Origin of the sequence: Serratia sp. FDAARGOS_506, assembly GCF_003812745.1 — a bacterium.
Lineage (GTDB): Bacteria > Pseudomonadota > Gammaproteobacteria > Enterobacterales > Enterobacteriaceae > Serratia.
The window spans coordinates 4,130,257-4,149,073 of the sequence record NZ_CP033831.1; the positions used below are offsets into that span (position 1 = coordinate 4,130,257).

General features: G+C 56.6%; 16 protein-coding genes. 5 read left to right on the top strand and 11 right to left on the bottom strand.

Annotated features, from left to right (window positions below; genetic code table 11):
* Nucleotides 1–30: 30 nt before the first annotated feature.
* A complete protein-coding gene (locus tag EGY12_RS19955; protein ID WP_123895124.1) occupies nucleotides 31–264 on the bottom strand; it encodes a hypothetical protein in 234 nt (77 codons plus the stop codon).
* A 127-nt stretch (nucleotides 265–391) separates the two neighbouring features.
* On the bottom strand, nucleotides 392–955 hold the full coding sequence (locus EGY12_RS19960) for a TetR/AcrR family transcriptional regulator (protein WP_123895125.1): 564 nt from the start codon (nucleotides 953–955) through the stop codon (nucleotides 392–394).
* 126 nt (nucleotides 956–1,081) lie between these two features.
* On the opposite strand from EGY12_RS19960, the gene smfY reads away from it, so the two are divergent.
* Nucleotides 1,082–2,554 (top strand): multidrug efflux MFS transporter SmfY, encoded by a 1,473-nt coding sequence (smfY, locus tag EGY12_RS19965; RefSeq protein ID WP_123895126.1) that lies wholly within the window; start codon nucleotides 1,082–1,084, stop codon nucleotides 2,552–2,554.
* A 200-nt stretch (nucleotides 2,555–2,754) separates the two neighbouring features.
* Nucleotides 2,755–3,246, top strand: a complete 492-nt coding sequence (locus EGY12_RS19970; protein ID WP_123895127.1) for a Dps family protein — start codon at nucleotides 2,755–2,757, stop codon at nucleotides 3,244–3,246.
* A gap of 45 nt (nucleotides 3,247–3,291) precedes the next feature.
* Here the strand turns inward: EGY12_RS19970 and EGY12_RS19975 are convergent, their stop codons facing one another.
* Complete coding sequence (locus EGY12_RS19975; protein ID WP_025159792.1) at nucleotides 3,292–3,468, bottom strand: YciY family protein; 177 nt, start codon at nucleotides 3,466–3,468, stop codon at nucleotides 3,292–3,294.
* A 242-nt stretch (nucleotides 3,469–3,710) separates the two neighbouring features.
* Here EGY12_RS19975 and cls point away from each other — a divergent pair, with 242 nt between their 5' ends.
* Both cls and EGY12_RS19985 read left to right on the top strand, forming a co-directional pair.
* Nucleotides 3,711–5,171 carry a cardiolipin synthase gene (cls, locus tag EGY12_RS19980; protein WP_025159793.1) on the top strand — a complete coding sequence of 487 codons (1,461 nt, stop codon included), beginning with the start codon at nucleotides 3,711–3,713 and terminating at the stop codon, nucleotides 5,169–5,171.
* A gap of 56 nt (nucleotides 5,172–5,227) precedes the next feature.
* Complete coding sequence (locus EGY12_RS19985) at nucleotides 5,228–5,551, top strand: HI1450 family dsDNA-mimic protein (protein ID WP_004932139.1); 324 nt, start codon at nucleotides 5,228–5,230, stop codon at nucleotides 5,549–5,551.
* Nucleotides 5,552–5,625: 74 nt separating this feature from the next.
* Here EGY12_RS19985 and oppF read toward each other — a convergent pair whose 3' ends face one another.
* From oppF to EGY12_RS20020, 7 genes are all read right to left on the bottom strand, one after another.
* Nucleotides 5,626–6,627 carry a murein tripeptide/oligopeptide ABC transporter ATP binding protein OppF gene (gene oppF / locus EGY12_RS19990; protein WP_019452737.1) on the bottom strand — a complete coding sequence of 334 codons (1,002 nt, stop codon included), beginning with the start codon at nucleotides 6,625–6,627 and terminating at the stop codon, nucleotides 5,626–5,628.
* Nucleotides 6,624–7,640 carry an ABC transporter ATP-binding protein gene (locus tag EGY12_RS19995; protein WP_033634782.1) on the bottom strand — a complete coding sequence of 339 codons (1,017 nt, stop codon included), beginning with the start codon at nucleotides 7,638–7,640 and terminating at the stop codon, nucleotides 6,624–6,626. Before EGY12_RS19995 ends, oppF begins: the two co-directional genes overlap by 4 nt.
* An 11-nt stretch (nucleotides 7,641–7,651) precedes the next feature.
* The gene (gene oppC / locus EGY12_RS20000) at nucleotides 7,652–8,560 is read right to left on the bottom strand and encodes an oligopeptide ABC transporter permease OppC (protein WP_123895128.1); all 909 of its coding nucleotides are present in this window, start codon (nucleotides 8,558–8,560) and stop codon (nucleotides 7,652–7,654) included.
* A 14-nt stretch (nucleotides 8,561–8,574) separates the two neighbouring features.
* Nucleotides 8,575–9,495 carry an oligopeptide ABC transporter permease OppB gene (gene oppB, locus EGY12_RS20005; RefSeq protein WP_004932150.1) on the bottom strand — a complete coding sequence of 307 codons (921 nt, stop codon included), beginning with the start codon at nucleotides 9,493–9,495 and terminating at the stop codon, nucleotides 8,575–8,577.
* Nucleotides 9,496–9,578: 83 nt separating this feature from the next.
* On the bottom strand, nucleotides 9,579–11,216 hold the full coding sequence (oppA, locus tag EGY12_RS20010; protein WP_123895129.1) for an oligopeptide ABC transporter substrate-binding protein OppA: 1,638 nt from the start codon (nucleotides 11,214–11,216) through the stop codon (nucleotides 9,579–9,581).
* Nucleotides 11,217–11,362: 146 nt separating this feature from the next.
* Nucleotides 11,363–13,000, bottom strand: a complete 1,638-nt coding sequence (locus EGY12_RS20015; protein ID WP_123895130.1) for an ABC transporter substrate-binding protein — start codon at nucleotides 12,998–13,000, stop codon at nucleotides 11,363–11,365.
* Nucleotides 13,001–13,695: 695 nt separating this feature from the next.
* Entirely contained in the window at nucleotides 13,696–14,340 is a 645-nt protein-coding gene (locus EGY12_RS20020) for a YchE family NAAT transporter (RefSeq protein ID WP_015378089.1), read from the bottom strand.
* A gap of 531 nt (nucleotides 14,341–14,871) precedes the next feature.
* On the opposite strand from EGY12_RS20020, the gene adhE reads away from it, so the two are divergent.
* Nucleotides 14,872–17,544 carry a bifunctional acetaldehyde-CoA/alcohol dehydrogenase gene (gene adhE, locus EGY12_RS20025; protein WP_049198234.1) on the top strand — a complete coding sequence of 891 codons (2,673 nt, stop codon included), beginning with the start codon at nucleotides 14,872–14,874 and terminating at the stop codon, nucleotides 17,542–17,544.
* Nucleotides 17,545–17,664: 120 nt separating this feature from the next.
* Here adhE and EGY12_RS20030 read toward each other — a convergent pair whose 3' ends face one another.
* Nucleotides 17,665–18,249 (bottom strand): thymidine kinase, encoded by a 585-nt coding sequence (locus EGY12_RS20030; RefSeq protein WP_049198235.1) that lies wholly within the window; start codon nucleotides 18,247–18,249, stop codon nucleotides 17,665–17,667.
* Nucleotides 18,250–18,817 lie beyond the last annotated feature (568 nt).

Sequence of the window (18,817 nt, forward strand, 5' to 3'; positions counted from 1 at the left end):
TATCCCCCATACAAAGGCAGAGAAATGCCGTTACACGACGAGTTTTCCCCGCACCACCACCTTGCCCGGTTTTATCTCGGGACCGGCAATACGGCGGTTCGCCAGATTCAACGCTTGCCAGGCGGTTGAGGTAGGAAGGCTGGAGCAGATGACGTTGGAAATGACCGATAAAATGATCGCCTCAGCGTTGTTTCCGTGGACCGTCGACACTGCAGAAAATGCCCAGCAACTGTTGGACGCACGCAAGTAATGACCGGTGCCCATGCACTCAGGGGGCCTTTAGTCCGAAGCTTGTTGCAGACAAAAAAAAGCCAGCACGGAGTAGCTGGCTAAAAAGTTCTTCGAGGGAATATCTTGTGCGATAAACATACGCCTTTCGCCGCACGCTTTACTAGCTATCAGTGCGATAGGCGCTGCCCGTTAAAATCAACGCCTGCATATCGGTGAACATCGTTTCCCATTCCGCCTGGTCGATATCCATCAAACCAAAGTAACGCAGCATAAAGGCGCCTTCGGTGGCGAGAAACGCCAGGCGCGCGCGTTTGCCTTCTTCGGTCGACAAATCCAAACCGGCGATACGGCTGCGGTACCATTCGCGCGTGCTCGCCAGATGTTCCGGCGTTTGAATCAGCGTCGCCATCAGCCCGGCGGCCTTGGCGCTGGAGGTCTGATCCGAACTGTGGGTGGCCAGCATATGCGCCCGCACGGCGGTCTGCGGCGAAGGAGCGTCGCCGGCGATCGCCGTAAACAGCGTCTCATAGGCGCTACCCCAGCGATCGAACATGGCATCGATAAGGGCGTCTTTGCTGCCGAAGCAATACTGCACCCCGCCCTTGGAGATCCCCATCGCTTTGGCGACGGCGTCGATGGTCAAACCGGCGGCGCCCTGGGTGGCGACGATCTCCTCGGCGGTGTCCAAAACCTTGTCGCGATCGATGCTGCGTTGACGTCCCATTAAGAAACCCTTCTTTTCAATACGAACGTATGGATATATATTATCACCAGTATACCACCCGGCATCGCCGGAGGGTTACCGCAATGGCGGCGCCTCCGCGCCGCCCACTTTAACTGGATATGAATTATGTACGCCAAGAACCGCTGGTTGATCCTGACGATGGTCGCCAGCGCCCTGTTCCTGATCGTCATCGATATGACGGTGTTATATACCGCCCTGCCGCGGTTAACCCAGGCGCTGGACGCCAGCGCCTCGCAAAAACTCTGGATCGTCAACGCCTACCCGCTGGTGGTGGCCGGCCTGTTGCCCGGCGCCGGCATGCTGAGCGACCGCATCGGCCATAAACGGCTGTTTCTCGCCGGTCTGCCGGCGTTTGCCGTCGCGTCGCTGTGCGCCGCTTTCTCGCCTACCGCCGAATGGCTGATCGCCGCTCGCGTGTTCCTCGCCGTTGGTGCGGCAATGATGATGCCCGCCACGCTGTCCATTGTGCGCCACGTCTTTACCGACGAACGCGAACGTGCGCTGGCAATCGGCATCTGGGCCTCGGTGGCTTCCGGCGGCGCAGCTATCGGCCCAGTGGTCGGCGGCCTGCTGCTGGAGTATTTCTGGTGGGGTTCGGTGTTCCTGATCAATGTGCCGGTCGTGCTGCTGGTCTGGCCGCTGGCGTGGAAACTGATACCGCGCTGTGGTGGCGACAATCCGCGCCCTTCGGACATCGTCGGCTCGGTGCAGATCATGATAGGTCTGGTCGGCACTATCTATGCGCTGAAGGAGCTGAGCAAACCGGCCCCTGATGTGAGCACCTTGCTTGTGGCAGCGCTGATCGGCGTGTTGTTCCTGGTGTTGTTCGTGCGTCGCCAGCAGCGCAGCGCCCACCCGATGATCGATTTCTCTCTGTTCCGCAACCGGCTGTTCGCAGGCGGCATCGGCGTCGCCCTGCTGTCAATGGTGGCGCTGATCGGCGTCGAGCTGGTGCTCAGCCAACGCCTGCAGCTGGTGCTCGGCCTCAGCCCGCTGCAGGCGGCGCTGTTTATTTTGCCGATCCCGCTGGCCTCAGCGCTGGCGGGGCCCGTAGCCGGCCTGCTGTTGCCGCGCTACGGCGAACGCAGCATCATCCTCGGCGGTTTTGTCCTGACTACCCTCGGCATTGCCGGTCTTGCCGCGTGGTACCAGAGCGGCATGGCGCTGCAATTGGCGAGCCTGGCGCTCGTGGGCTTTGGCCTCGGCGGCGTAATCACCGCCGCTTCTACCGCCATCATGCTGAACGCGCCGGAGGAAAAGTCCGGCATGGCAGCGTCTATTGAAGACGTCTCCTACGAACTGGGTGGCGTACTGGGCGTGACGCTGCTCGGCGGATTGATGACCGCAGTCTACAGCCACAGCCTGGCGCTGCCGGCGGAGCTGCCGGTCAGCGATTTGGCTTACGACAGCATCGACGAAGCTCTGCGACTGGCGGCCGGGATGGCGGCCGATCGCGCGCAGCAGCTGACGCAGCTGGCGCGTTTGGCCTTTGATCGCGCCTTTATTACGGTGCTGATCGCCGCAGCACTATTGATGGCGCTGGGCGCCGGTGCGGTAAGACTTGCGCTGCGCAAGTAACCGATAAAAGCGGCTTTTTTCGCCGTTGGATCCTGCGTAAACTGATTCGGCAACTTGCTCGACGGATTTATCGTCATCGGTTTGAGCGATAACAATAATGCCTGTTATCGTGTTTAACCCTGCGATAAATCCGGTTACTGTAACAGCTATGGAAATTGATTCTGTCTACTATCGGAACAAATAATCAGGAGAAGATTATTATGGCAACGGCAAAGAAAGCAGCGAAAACCCATATCGGCCTCGACAGTAAACAATCGGCAAAACTCGCCGAAGCGCTGAACGCGCTATTGGCGAACTATCAGGTGCTGTATATGAACGTGCGCGGCTATCACTGGAACATCACCGGCCCGCAGTTCTTTGAACTGCACGCAAAATTCGAAGAGACATATAACGATCTGCTGACCAAGGTGGATGAGCTGGCGGAACGTATTCTGACGCTGGGTTCACAGCCGCGCCACGCTTTCAGCGACTATCTGAAAACCGCCGACATCAAGGAGCACACCAACGTGACCGATGATAAAGGCACGTTGCGCGGGCTGTTGGAAGGGTATTCAATCTTGCTGCAACAGCAGCGTGAGCTGCTGTCAGTGGCGGCAGACGCCGGTGACGAAGGCACGGCGTCACTGATGAGTGATTACATCAAAGAGCAGGAAAAACAGGTCTGGATGCTCAACGCCTATCTGGGCAAATAACCCAGACTCAATAACAAAACAGTCCCTCACGGGACTGTTTTCGTTTTACCACTCGCAGGATACCGCAAACAGCAGCGCGCGCCGATGCTGATCGTCCAAGCGCCGCCGCACCCGGATAATATGGCGATTGCTGCACGATTGGCGTTCCAGCCAGCGATGCCGGCGGCGTTGGCTCTGCCGCAACATGCGCCAGCGGCCCACTTCATTTCTACTGCGTCTCATAATTCCGTCACTCGTTCGTCTAATGCCAACCGCGGGCATTATAGCCCTTTCCGCCCGTGATCCAAGTCGCAGTTATCGGTGCCACAACGGACGCCTCGCGGGCAAAAGCCGCCCTTTCATTTTCAGCAAGTGCCTTAACTTCATCATATTTATGTAACATAAGCGCCGATAAAAGGTTTCGCCTTGACCGATCTGTGCGTACACTCATCATTGGTGGTTTGCGAACGGGATTTTTCGCCTTTATGACAACATTTTATACCGTAATCAGTTGGCTCATGGTGTTCGGCTACTGGCTGCTGATCGCCGGCGTGACGATGCGCATTTTGATGAAACGCCGTGCGGTTCCCTCTGCCATGGCCTGGCTGCTGGTTATCTATATTCTGCCGCTATTCGGCATCGTGGCCTATTTATCGTTCGGCGAATTACATCTGGGCAAGCGCCGGGCCGAACGCGCCAAGGCCATGTGGCCGTCGACCGCCCGCTGGCTGAAGGAGCTGAAAGAGAGCCGCCGCATCTTCGCCACCGAGTACAGCGAGGTCGCCGAACCGCTGTTCCAGCTGTGCAACCGCCGCCAGGGCATCGACGGCGTCAAGGGCAACCAGCTGCAGCTGCTCACCACCACCGATGACACGCTGAAAGCGCTGATCCGCGATATCGAACTGGCGCGCCACAACATCGAAATGGTGTTCTATATCTGGCAACCCGGCGGCCTGGTCGATCAGGTAGCCGAATCGCTGATGGCCGCCGCGCGGCGCGGCGTACACTGCCGCCTGATGCTGGATTCCGCCGGCAGTCTGCAATTTTTCCGCAGCCCCTACCCGGCGATGATGCGCAACGCCGGCATCGAAGTGGTCGAAGCGCTGAAGGTCAACCTGCTGCGCGTGTTTCTGCGCCGCATGGACCTGCGCCAGCACCGCAAGGTGGTGCTGATCGACAACTACATCGCCTATACCGGCAGCATGAACATGGTCGATCCGCGCTACTTCAAACAGGATGCGGGCGTAGGCCAGTGGATCGATCTGATGGCGCGTATGGAAGGGCCGGTGGCCACCACCATGGGCATCGTCTATGCCTGCGACTGGGAGATTGAAACCGGCAAGCGCATTCTGCCACCGCCGCCGGACGTCAACATCATGCCGTTCGAACAAGAGAGCGGCCATACCATTCAGGTGATTGCCTCCGGCCCCGGCTTCCCCGAGGAGATGATCCACCAGGCGCTGCTGACCGCGGTCTATTCCGCGCGCGAGCAGCTGATTATGACCACGCCGTATTTCGTGCCGAGCGACGATCTGCTGCACGCCATCTGCACCGCCGCCCTGCGCGGCGTCGAAGTCAGTATCATCGTGCCGCGCGACAACGATTCGATGATGGTGCGCTGGGCCAGCCGGGCGTTCTTCTCCGAGCTGCTGGAAGCCGGGGTGAAAATCTATCAGTTCGAAGGTGGCCTGCTGCATACCAAGAGCGTGCTGGTAGACGGCCAGCTCAGCCTGGTCGGTACCGTCAATCTGGACATGCGCAGCCTGTGGCTGAATTTCGAAATCACGCTGGTGATTGACGATGACGGCTTCGGCAGCGATTTGGCCTGCGTGCAGGAAGATTACATCGCCCGCTCCAAGCTGCTGAACGCAAAAGAGTGGCTGAAGCGGCCGTTCTGGCATCGCCTGGTCGAGCGCCTGTTCTACTTTTTCAGCCCGCTGCTGTAAAAGCCACGGCGAGCGTGCTTTAATAGCGCCAAATCATTTGTTATCAGGATTTTTTTATGGATTTGAATAACCGCCTTACCGAAGACGAAACGCTGGAACAGGCCTACGATATCTTCCTCGAGTTGGCCGGCGACAATCTGGATCCGGCGGATATTCTGCTGTTCAACCTGCAGTTTGAAGAACGCGGCGGCGCCGAACTGTACGACCCTTCCGAAGACTGGAGTGAGCACGTGGACTACGATCTGAACCCAGACTTCTTCGCCGAAGTGGTGATCGGTCTGGCGGACAGCGACGGCGAGCCGATCAACGACGTGTTCGCCCGCGTGCTGATCTGCCGCGAGAAAGACCACAAGCTGTGCCACATTCTGTGGAAAGAGTAATTCGCCGCTAGCGCATCAGATAAAAAAAAGCCCCGCTCATTCAGCGGGGCTTTTTGTTGCCGACTAACGGCGCATTACAGCGGATCGACCTTCAGGCAGGACACCGCATGGCGGAAGCTGCCCTCCAGCAGCGGACGCGTCTTGGCGCATTCCGGCCCGGCTATCGGGCAACGGGTGCGGAACACGCAGCCGGACGGCGGGTTGATCGGCGAAGGCAGCTCCCCTTCCAACAGTTGGATCTGCTTTTCCTTCTCCTTGTCCGGATCCGGGATCGGCACCGCCGACATCAGCGCTTTGGTGTAAGGGTGCTGCGGGTTGTGGTACACCTCGTCATAGGTGCCCAGCTCCACCGCATGGCCCAGGTACATCACCAGCACGCGATCGGAAATGTGCTTCACCACCGCCAAATCGTGGGCGATAAAGATCAATGACAACCCCATCTCACGCTGCAGCTGCTGCAACAGGTTTACCACCTGCGCCTGAATCGACACATCCAGCGCGGAGACCGGTTCGTCGCAGATCACCAGCTTCGGCTCGAGGATCAGCGCGCGTGCGATGCCGATACGCTGGCACTGGCCGCCGGAGAACTCGTGCGGATAGCGGTTGATCAGGTTAGGCAGCAGGCCGACCTTCAGCATCATCGCCTTGACCTTGTCCTTCACTTCCTGCCGCGGCATCTTCGGGTAGTAGGTGCGCAGCGGCTCGGCGATGATCTCGCCGATGGTCATGCGCGGGTTGAGCGAAGCCAGCGGATCCTGGAAGATCATCTGGATATCGCTGCGAGTCTTGCGCCAATCGGCGTCGCTCATGCCCAGCAAATCTTTCCCCAACCAGGCGACGCGCCCGCTGGTGGCTTTCACCAGGCCGATAATGGCGCGCGCGAAGGTGGATTTGCCGCAGCCGGATTCGCCAACCACCCCCAGGGTTTCACCCTCGAACAGCCGCAGCGTGACGCCATCAACCGCTTTCAGGGTTTTAGGCGGCTGCCAGAACCACTGTTTATCGTCATGAATGTCGAAGTGCACTTTCAAATCGGCGACTTCGAGCAGCACTTTCTTGTCGGTTACCGCTGTCATACCAACGCCTCCACCGGTTTAAAGCAGGCGCGCAGGCGCCCTTCCCCAAATTGCTCCAACGGCGGAGCGCTCGCGCACTGTTCCATGGCGTACGGGCAGCGCGGCTGGAACGGGCAGCCTTTCGGCAACCGCAGCAGGTTCGGCGGATTGCCGGGAATGGTCAGCAACGCTTCGCCTTCGGCGTCGAGGCGCGGCACCGCGTTCAACAGACCGATGGAGTACGGGTGGCTCGGCTGGTAGAACACCTCGCGCGCGCTGCCGTATTCCATGGTGCGGCCGGCGTACATCACCAGCACCTTGTTGCAGATGCCGGCCACCACGCCCAGGTCGTGGGTGATCATGATGATGGCGGTGTTGAACTCGCGCTTAAGCTCGTTGAGCAACGTCATGATCTGCGCCTGGACGGTCACGTCCAGCGCGGTGGTCGGTTCATCGGCGATCAGCAGCTTCGGCCGGCACAGCAGCGCCATGGCGATCATCACGCGCTGGCGCATGCCGCCGGAAAACTCGTGCGGATACATGCGCATGCGCTTGCGCGCTTCCGGCATTTTCACCGCGTCGAGCATGCGTACCGACTCTTCGAAGGCTTCGCTTTTGCTCATTTTCTTATGCAGCATCAGCACTTCCATCAGCTGTTCGCCAACGCGCATATAAGGGTTGAGCGAGGTCATCGGGTCCTGGAAGATCATCGAGATCTCTTCGGCCCGCAGCTTGTTGAGCTGATTTTCCGGCAGGTTGAGGATTTCGCGACCGTTGAATTTGGCCGAGCCGCCGATGCGGCCATTGCTGGCCAGCAGGCCCATCAAAGCGAACGCGGTCTGCGATTTACCGGAACCGGATTCACCGACGATGCCCAGCGTTTCGCCGGCGCGCAGATCGAAATTCAGATCGTTCACCGCCGTCACGTCGCCGTCCGGCGTGGAGAACGTGACACGCAGGTCTTTCACGTCCAGCAGCGGCGACGTTTTGACGCCGGCGCCGGTTTGCAGTTGAGGATGTTCAATGGTGCTCATGATTGCACTCCTTAACGATCTTTCGGGTCGAGGGCGTCACGCAGGCCATCGCCGATAAAGTTGAAACAGAACAGAGTGACAACCAGGAAACCCGCCGGGAACAGCAGCAACCACGGTGAAACTTCCATTGAGTTGGCGCCGTCGCTGAGCAATGCGCCCCAGCTGCTGAGCGGCTCCTGCGTGCCCAGCCCCAGGAAGCTGAGGAAGGATTCGAACAGGATCATGCTCGGCACCAGCAGCGACGCGTACACCACCACCACGCCGAGCACGTTCGGCACGATGTGCCGCAGCACGATGTTGCGCGTGGAGACGCCGCACACCAGCGCCGCTTCGATGAATTCCTTACGCTTCAGGCCGAGGGTTTGGCCGCGCACGATACGCGCCATATCCAGCCACGACACCATGCCGATCGCCACGAAGATCAACAGGATGTTCTGGCCGAAGAAGGTCACCAGCAGGATCACGAAGAACATGAACGGGAAGGAGTTGAGGATCTCCAGCAAACGCATCATCACCGAGTCGACCTTGCCGCCCAGATAGCCGGACATCGCGCCGTACAGGGTGCCGACGATCACCGCCACCAGCGCCGCCGCCACGCCCACCATCAGCGAGATGCGCCCGCCGATCGCCACGCGCACCAGCAGATCGCGCCCGGAGGAGTCGGTGCCGAAATAGTGCCCCGACTCCACGCTTGGCGCGGCGGACATCATCGCCCAGTCGGTATCATCGTAGGCAAATTGCGACAGCATCGGCGCCAGCGCCACAAACAGCGTGATCAGCGCCAGAATAAACAGGCTGCTGACCGCCGCACGGTTGTGCATAAAGCGCCGGCGTGCGTCTTGCCACAGGCTGCGCCCTTCCACTTCCAGCTTCTCGCTGAAGTGTTCCAGAGCTTCGCTGTTCTTTTTAGTCAACATCATTCGCGTGCTCCAGATTAATAACGGATTTTCGGATCGATGACCGCATACAGCACATCGACGATCGCGTTGAACAGAATGGTCAGGGCGCCCACCAGAATGGTCAGGCTCAACACCAGGGAATAATCGCGGTTCAGCGCGCCGTTAACGAACAGCTGGCCAATCCCCGGCAGACCGTAGATGGTTTCAATGACCATCGAACCGGTGATGATGCCGACGAACGCCGGCCCCATGTAGGACAGCACCGGCAGCAGCGCCGGCTTCAGCGCGTGGCGGAAAATGATGCGACGCATCGGCAAGCCTTTGGCGCGCGCGGTGCGGATAAAGTTGGAGTGCAGCACTTCAATCATCGAGCCGCGCGTGATACGGGCGATGCTGGCGATATAAGCCAGCGACAGCGCCACCATCGGCAGGATAATGAATTTAGGCGCGCCGCCGTTCCAGCCGCCGCCCGGCAGCCATTTCAGCGTGATGGCGAAGATCAGCACCAACAGCGGCGCCACCACGAAACTGGGTATTACCACCCCGGTCATGGCGAACCCCATCACCGTGTAGTCCCATTTGGTATTCTGATTCAGCGCGGCGATAACGCCGGCGCTCACCCCCAGCACCACCGCCAGCAGAAACGCGGCCAGGCCAAGTTTGGCGGATACCGGGAAAGAGCTGGCGACCAGATCGTTCACCGAATAGTCCTTGTATTTAAAGGACGGGCCGAAGTCTCCCTGCGCAAGCTGCGCCAGATAATGACCGTACTGTTTCCAGATCGGATCGTTTAAATGATATTTGGCTTCGATGTTCGCCATAACTTCCGGCGGTAAAGCGCGCTCCCCGGTAAATGGACTGCCGGGCGCCAGGCGCATCATGAAGAATGAGATGGTGATAAGGATAAATAGTGTCGGGATCGCTTCCAACAAGCGACGAAGTATAAATTTAAGCATTGCCCTAACCCTGTGCGACAGCCTGATGACGGCTTATTATTCTCAACATGGGCCGGCGGCCTGCGCCGCCGGCTCTTACCGTATCAATGCTTGATGATGTACAGGTTTTTGTCGTACACGTTATCAAGCGGGTCTTTGCCGGTGTAGCCACCGACGTAAGGTTTCACCAAACGGGCGTTCACATAGTAATACAGCGGAACAATGGCGGAATCTTTATCCAGCTGAACTTCCGCTTTCTGATACAGATCGGCGCGCTCGTCTTTGGTCTTCGCGGTCAATACGTTGGCCATCAGCTTGTCGAACTCGGCGCTCTTATAGTGCGGGGTGTTACTGCTGCTGTCGGACAGCATCATGTTCAGGAACGAGCTCGGCTCGTTGTAGTCGGCGCACCAGCCGGCGCGCGCCACGTCATAGGTACCCTGATGACGGGTATCCAGGAAGGTTTTCCACTCCTGGTTCACCAGCTTCACGTCCACGCCCAGGTTTTTCTTCCAGATGGAGGCGGCGGCGATCGCCAGTTTCTTGTGCAGATCGGAGGTGTTGTACAACAGGGAGAAGGTCAGCGGTTTGCCCGGGCCGTAGCCGGCGTCGGCCAGCAGTTTCTTCGCCACTTCGTTACGTTTTTCCTGCGTCCAGCCGAACCACTCCGGCGCGGTCAGCTTGGCGCCGTCGGTGTATGGTGGCGTAAAGCTGTAGGCCGGCAGATCGCCCTGGTTTTTCACCTTGTTGACGATGATGTCGCGGTCCATGCCCAGCTTCAGCGCTTCACGCACGCGAGCGTCGGTGAACGGGGCTTTCTGGTTGTTGATTTCGTAGTAATAGGTGCACAGATAAGGATCGACATGCACCTCTTTTGGGATCTCTTTCTTCAGCTTCTGGAACAGTTCGATCGGCATGTTGTTGTAAGTCATGTCGATTTCACCGGTGCGGTAGCGGTTAACGTCGGTCACTTCCGACGAAATAGGCAGGAACGTCACTTTATTGATGATGGTTTTGGCGTTATCCCAATATTCCGGGTTGCGTTCCAGTACGATGCGTTCGTTGACAATCCAGTCTTTCAGTTTATAAGCGCCGTTGCTGACGTAGTTGGCCGGCAGCGTCCATTTCTCGCCAAACTTCTCCACCGCATCTTTGTAAACCGGCTTCATGGCGTAGTGCGGGGTCATTTCAACCAGATAAGGCACAGGTTCGCTCAGGGTCACCTGGAAGGTGTGGTCGTCGATGGCCTTCACGCCCAGCGTCGACTTGTCTTTTTTACCGGCGATGATGTCATCGACGTTTTCCACATGGGCGTACTGCAGGTAGCTGGCATAAGGCGACGCGGTTTTCGGATCCACCACGCGCTGCCAGCTGTAGACGAAATCTTGCGCCGTCACCGGCTTGCCGTTGGACCACTTGGCGTCTTTACGCAGGTGGAAGGTCCAGACTTTGAAATCCTTGTTATCCCAGCTTTCCGCGACGCCCGGCACGATGGAACCGTCCAGGCTGTTGTTCGCCAGGCCTTCCATCAGATCGCGCGTGACGTTGTTTTCCGGCACGCCCTCAATTTTGTGCGGATCCAGCGACTGCACTTCGGAACCGTTGTTTTTAACGATTTCTTGCTTGTCGGCCAGCTGCACGCCCGCCGGGACGTCAGCGGCGAAAGCGCTGGTAGTAGCTGTGATACCCAGCGCGGCGATAACGCCGGCGGCAATGAGCGTTTTCTTCGTGATGTTGGTCATACTTATCGACTCCAGTTTTTATTATCACAGGCTCTTCGTGGAGCCTGCGTTGCCCGTAAGCGGACTCTGTTTTCCCGCCGCCGCGGAACGAATGCGGCGGCCGGCCTTCCCTATATTCCCTGCGCCTCGGCGTGAGGAATACCCCTTTACTGCTTGATAATGTAAAGATTTTTAACGTCGGTATAGTCCAGCGGATCTTTGCCGGTGAACCCGCCCACCGTCGGCTTGATCAAACGCGCACTAACGCGGTAATAAACCGGGATCAACGCGGAGTCTTTGTCCAGCTGCGCCTCCGCCTGCTGATAGAGCGCGGCGCGCGCGGCCTCATCCGGTGCCTTCAGCGTGGCGGCCATGATGGCGTCGAACGCCGGGCTTTTGTAGAACACGGTATTAATGCTGCTGTTGGACAGCACCAGGTTCAGGAACGCGCTGGGTTCGTTATAATCCCCGCACCAGGTGGCGCGCGCCACGTCGTATTGCCCCTGATGGCGGCTCTCCAGCGAAGTCTTCCACTCCTGATTGCGCAGCGTGACCTCGGCGCCCAGGTTCTTCTTCCACATCGACGCGGCGGCGATCGCCTGCTGTTTGTTTTGATCGGAGGTGTTGTACAGCAGCGAGAACTTCAGCGGCTTGGCGTCGCTGTAACCCGCTTCCGCCAGCAGTTTTTTGGCTTCGGCGTTGCGTTGTTCCTGACTCCAGCCGGCCCACGCCGGCTGAGCGAAGCTGGCGCCTTCCGTGAAGGTTGGCGTGAAGGTGTAAGCCGGGATCTGCCCCTGGCCCATGATTTTGTTGGCGATAATGTCGCGATCCAGCGTCATCTTGACCGCCGCGCGCACACGCGGATCGGTGAACGGCGCCCGCTGGTTATTGAGTTCGTAATAGAAGGTGCACAGATAAGGGTTAACGTGCAGTTGCTCTGGCACTTCGCGCTTCATTTTGACGTACAGGTACGGCGGAATGGCGCTGTTGGTGATGTCGATCTCGCCACTGCGGAAGCGGTTGACATCGCTGACTTCGGAAGCGATCGGCAGGAAGATCGCCTGATTGATCACCGTCTGCTTGTTATTCCAGTAGCTTGGGCTGCGCTCCAGCACAATGCGCTCGTTCACCACCCACTCTTTCAGGCGGTAAGCGCCGTTGCCGACATAGTTGGCTGGCAGCGTCCATTTGTCGCCGAATTTCTCCACCACCGCTCGTTTCACCGGTTTGAGCGACGTGTGGCTCAGCATACTGATAAAATACGGCACCGGTTCGCTCAACGTCACCTGCAGCGTCTGATCGTCCAGCGCTTTGACGCCGAGGGTCTGCGGGCTCTTCTTACCGGTCAGGATGTCGTCGATATTCTCGACTTTGGTGTATTGCAGGTAGCTGGCATAGGGCGAGGCGATTTTCGGATCGGCCAGACGCTGCCAGCTGTAGACAAAGTCTTGCGCGGTCACCGGGCTGCCGTCGCTCCACACCGCGCCGGGGCGCAGGTGGAAGGTCCACTGCTGATAATTCTGGTTTTCCCAGCTTGTCGCCGCCGCCGGCACCACATGCCCGTTGGCGTCGGTGCTCACCAGCCCTTCCAGCAGGTTAAGAATGATATTGCTTTCCGGTACGCCCTCGACCTTATGCGGATCCAATGAAGCCACTTCGCTACCGTTGTTGATCACAATATTCTGCTGCTGCGCCAATTGGACGCCGGCCGGAACCTCTGCCGCCAAACTGCTATTTACGGCGCCGACGCCCAGCGCGCCGCTAATCAACAAGGTCAAAGAAGTACGCTTCAGGGTTTGCTGCATAATCGAGGCTCCTTTTCACCGACAAGCATCGCTTATCGAAGTTTGCGAAGTGTTTATAAGAATTCTAAATAAACGGATACCAGCAAAAATCATTCCCGTTTTTGTGGCGCATTTCAGTTAATTGACCACGGGAAAGTTGCTCGGAAATTAGCAGAAGCCAAATTCCATAGCCAATAAATTTTACGAAAATGTTAAGCAATTCTCTTTTATCGCGCGAAGCCCAATCCATCCCTGGAGACTGACACCCGGGAGGTTTTCGATCAACACAATGATTTTAAAGATAAAAAAACCAAATTCATTTCGTTTGAAACCGACAGCACAATCTCACCGCCGCAAAAAGAAACATTCAGTTAACAATCTAACCATTCAAAGAACAAACACCTGCCTATGTGCGGTTAATCACTAATAACACCTGGATGAAAGTGAGACAAGCCCCACAGAATGATGTGACTAATTTAACAACAGCGTTATCGTTGAACGAGGGAAAGATGGGCAGAAATGGGGAGGAAAAGTGACTGAAATAACGCTTAGCGTTTTTTTTGAACAGCAACATGAGATTTATGCAACATAAGAGTGCAACCGCATAAATTTTATTCATCCTGTGCACTATAATAATGCGAACTAATAAATAATTTAAACTTTAAAATTAATTTTAGCCGCGCTAACGCGAAAGAGGCGCGGCTAAACGAGGGGTATTACAACAGGCCGGGGAATATCGCCTTAATGCCGGTAACGATAAACTCGATGCCAAGCGCCATCAGCAACAGCCCCATGATACGGGTGATCACGTTGATGCCGGTCTGCCCCAGCAAACGCACCAACAGCGGCGCGGCGCGGAACAGCAACCAGCAGCAAAAGGCGAACAAGGCGATCGCCACCGTAAAACCGAGCAGACTTTGCCAGTTGTGATAACGAGAACTCCATACGATGGTGGAACTGATCGCCCCCGGCCCCGCCATCAGCGGCAGCGCTAACGGCACCACGCCGATGCTTTCGCGGATCGCGCTCTCCGATTTCTCCTGTTTGTTCTGTTTGTCTTCCCCCAGCTTGCCGCTGATCATCGACATGGCGATGGTCACCACCAGAATGCCGCCGGCGATGCGGAAAGAATCGATAGAGATGCCGAACATCCGCAAGATCCCTTCGCCCAGGAACAGCGACGTCCACAGAATGATGGCGACCGACAGGTTGGCGGTCAGGTTGGTTTTATTGCGCCCCGCTTCCGCCTGATAGCTGGTCATGCTGATGAACACCGGCAAAATGCCCACCGGGTTGACCAGCGCAAACAGACCGACAAAGAACTTGATAAAGCCGGAAAGATCCAACAGAGATTGGCCCACAGATGGCTCCGCATTAATCGCTATAAAAAGGTGTGCTGCCTATGCGCGCTAATGTAATGGAATTACCGTGGGTAATCCATCCGGTAAAAGCAGCATTTTTGACTGTCAGTAAGTTATGCCACGAAACAAATGCCCTTTGTTAAAGTGATGTATGGCCTTTTGATTTTTTATGTTGAAAAAAGAGTCATTGCTCACAGTTATTAAGAATGATTCCCAACACCGGCAAGCTGAAAGGTGTCAGCTTGCACTTTTCATGATTTAGATCACAAATCAACTACCCAACAGTGGGTAAGCTCTTAGTCGTAGTCAGGGAGTAGAACAAAGTAGGTGGCCACATCGACGTTTTCGTTCTCCTCATTGTCTGCCCCTCCGGTTGGCGTAGGGTAAAGCTCTTTAAGCAAATCAGCAGCATGCGAAGAAGTAACGCGGGAAAGCCCCGGTATTCGAATCACCGTTTATTCCCGTTATGACTATACTAGTGGCTCGCACGGCTTATTTACTGAAAGAGTTTAACATTATCAGGAGAGCATTATGGCTGTAACGAATGTCGCTGAACTGAACGAGCTAGTTGCACGTGTCAAAAAAGCCCAGCGCGAATATGCCAACTTCACTCAAGAGCAAGTGGATAAAATCTTCCGCGCTGCCGCCCTCGCCGCTGCTGATGCCCGTATCCCGTTGGCCAAAATGGCCGTGGAAGAATCCGGAATGGGTATCGTCGAAGACAAAGTGATCAAAAACCACTTCGCTTCCGAGTACATCTACAACGCCTATAAAGATGAAAAAACCTGTGGCATCCTGTCTGAAGATGACACTTTCGGTACCATCACCATCGCCGAACCTATCGGCTTGATTTGCGGTATCGTTCCTACCACCAACCCAACTTCTACCGCGATCTTCAAGGCACTGATCAGCCTGAAAACCCGTAACGGCATCATCTTCTCGCCGCACCCACGTGCGAAGAATGCCACCAACAAAGCCGCCGATATCGTGCTGCAAGCCGCTATCGCCGCCGGCGCGCCGAAAGACATCATCGGTTGGATAGACCAACCGACCGTCGAGCTGTCCAACCAGCTGATGCACCACCCGGACATCAACCTGATCCTGGCCACCGGTGGCCCCGGCATGGTGAAGGCCGCCTACAGTTCCGGCAAACCGGCCATCGGCGTCGGTGCCGGTAATACGCCGGTGGTGGTAGACGAAACTGCAGACATCAAGCGCGTGGTCGCCTCTATCCTGATGTCCAAAACCTTCGACAGCGGCGTTATCTGCGCTTCCGAACAGTCGGTCATCGTCGTCGACTCTATTTATGATGCGGTGCGCGAACGCTTCGCTTCCCACGGCGGCTATCTGCTGCAGGGCAAAGAACTGAAGGCTGTTCAGGACATCATCCTGAAAAACGGCGGTCTGAACGCCGCTATCGTGGGGCAATCCGCACCGAAAATCGCCGAGATGGCGGGCATCAAAGTGCCGGCCAACACCAAAGTGCTGATCGGCGAAGTGAAGCTGGTCGACGAGTCCGAACCTTTCGCACATGAAAAACTGTCGCCTACTCTGGCGATGTACCGTGCCAAAGATTTCGAAGACGCCGTCGCCAAAGCCGAAAAATTGGTCGCCATGGGCGGTATCGGTCACACCTCATGCCTGTACACCGACCAGGATAACCAAACGGCTCGCATCGCCTACTTCGGCGATAAAATGAAAACGGCTCGCATCCTGATCAACACCCCGGCTTCTCAGGGCGGTATCGGCGACCTGTATAACTTCAAACTCGCGCCTTCGCTGACGCTGGGTTGCGGCTCCTGGGGTGGTAACTCCATCTCTGAAAACGTCGGACCTAAACACCTGATCAACAAGAAAACTGTAGCGAAGCGAGCAGAAAACATGTTGTGGCATAAACTTCCGAAATCGATCTACTTCCGCCGTGGCTCGCTGCCTATCGCGCTGGAAGAAGTGGCGACCGACGGGGCAAAACGCGCCTTCATCGTGACCGACCGTTTCTTGTTCAACAATGGCTATGCCGACCAGATCACCAAGGTTCTGAAGTCACACGGCATCGAAACCGAAGTGTTCTTCGAAGTGGAAGCCGACCCGACGTTGAGCATCGTGCGTAAAGGCGCCGAGCAGATGAACTCCTTCAAACCGGACGTCATCATCGCGCTGGGCGGCGGTTCGCCGATGGACGCCGCGAAAATCATGTGGGTGCTGTACGAACATCCTGAAACCCACTTCGAGGATCTGGCGCTGCGCTTCATGGACATCCGCAAGCGTATCTACAAGTTCCCGAAAATGGGCGTGAAAGCGAAAATGATCGCCATCACCACCACGTCAGGCACCGGTTCGGAAGTCACGCCGTTTGCCGTCGTAACCGACGACACCACCGGGCAGAAATACCCGCTGGCCGACTATGCGCTGACCCCGGATATGGCGATTGTCGACGCCAACCTGGTGATGAACATGCCGAAATCCCTATGCGCCTTCGGCGGCCTGGATGCGGTCACCCACGCGCTGGAAGCCTACGTCTCGGTGCTGGCGAACGAATACTCCGACGGCCAAGCGCTGCAGGCGCTGAAACTGTTGAAAGAGTATCTGCCGGCCAGCTATAAAGAAGGCGCGAAAAACCCGGTTGCTCGTGAACGCGTGCACAACGCCGCCACCATCGCCGGTATCGCCTTCGCCAACGCCTTCCTCGGGGTCTGTCACTCCATGGCGCACAAGCTGGGTTCGGAGTTCCACATTCCGCACGGCCTGGCCAACGCGATGCTGATTTCCAACGTCATTCGCTACAACGCGAACGACAACCCAACCAAGCAGACGGCCTTCAGCCAGTACGACCGCCCTCAGGCACGTCGCCGCTACGCTGAAATCGCCGACCACCTCGGCCTGAGCGCGCCGGGCGACCGCACCGCGCAGAAGATTGAGAAACTGCTGGCCTGGCTGGACGAGCTGAAAACCGAGTTGGGTATCCCAGCCTCCATCCGTGAGGCAGGTGTGCAGGAAGCGGACTTCCTGGCGAAAGTCGACAAGCTGTCGGAAGACGCTTTCGATGACCAGTGCACCGGCGCCAACCCACGCTATCCGCTGATTGCCGAGCTGAAGCAAATCATGCTGGATACCTTCTACGGTCGCGAATTCAGCGAAGCGGTAGAAGAGGAAGTGGCCGCGCCGGCTGCCGCCAAAGCCGCTGTAAAGAAGCCCAAGAAATAACGGTTGCATGAACCGATAAAAAAACCCGCCAAACGGCGGGTTTTTTATTGCGCCCGAGGCGCTGTCTTTCCCGTTCCGCCGCTAAAACGCCCTCAGCGGGCTTTGGCGGCGTTTCTCATCTTACTCCAGGGAATGAATCGCCTCTTTATAATGCTTGCGACAGACGGAGACATAGCTCTCGTTACCGCCAATCACCACCTGCTCCCCGGCGTGCATCGCTTTGCCATTCTCATCCAACCGCAACACCATATTGGCTTTGCGCCCGCAGTGGCAGATGGTTTTCAATTCCACCAGCTTATCGGCCCAGGCCAGCAAATATTGGCTGCCGACAAACAGCTCACCGAGAAAATCGGTACGCAAGCCGTAACACAATACGGGAATGTCCAGTTGATCCACCACATCGCACAATTGCTCAACCTGCGCTTTGGTCAGGAACTGACTTTCATCCAACAACACACAATGTACCGGCTGCTGTTGATGCTCTTGCTGAATCATGGTGTACAGCATTGAGTCGTTGTTATAGAGCTGGGCCTGCGAAGATAAACCGATGCGTGAGCTGACTTTGCCTACACCATAGCGGTGATCGATCTCCGCGGTGAACACCAGCGTGCGCATCCCACGCTCTTGATAGTTATATGAAGACTGTAGCAGCGCGGTGGACTTGCCGGCATTCATCGCAGAGTAATAAAAATAAAGTTGAGCCATGGCCCCGCCACTCCGATGGTATAAGAAATATTCAAATGTTGATTAGGGCGGTAAGTGTACCATAACCCGCCTCCCGGCTCAGCCCAAAGCGAACGAATATTGCGTTCGCCGTAATAATGCGCTTTCAAGCGAAACATATCGTTCTGTCGGTATGTTCTTTTTACGTCTATTTACAGGATAATGTATGCCTGTCATCACTATTAATTCCTGCTAATGGTTAAGCCCGGTCATTTGCCCATTAATGCCGAGTCGCCCTTTCCTCGTCACAGGCACTGCTGCCACGATGGAGCCCTTGTGTATTATAGGTGAAGGCCAACTCAGGGCATTTAATCACCTTTGCCGACACCACGACGTTTCCTGACGCAATCTTTACCTATATACCCCTATTGTTTACAATGTCTGCCTCGCCATGGCGTGATTAAGCCCACAGAACCCATTGTAATATTGATATAAATTACGGCGATAACTTATCGATGAAAGCCTTACGACACGCGCCTTTTAAAGCATGTCTGTTGAAATTTTGACTTAAGCACGGTGAGGGTAATAGTTAACGGGCCTTCCTATTATT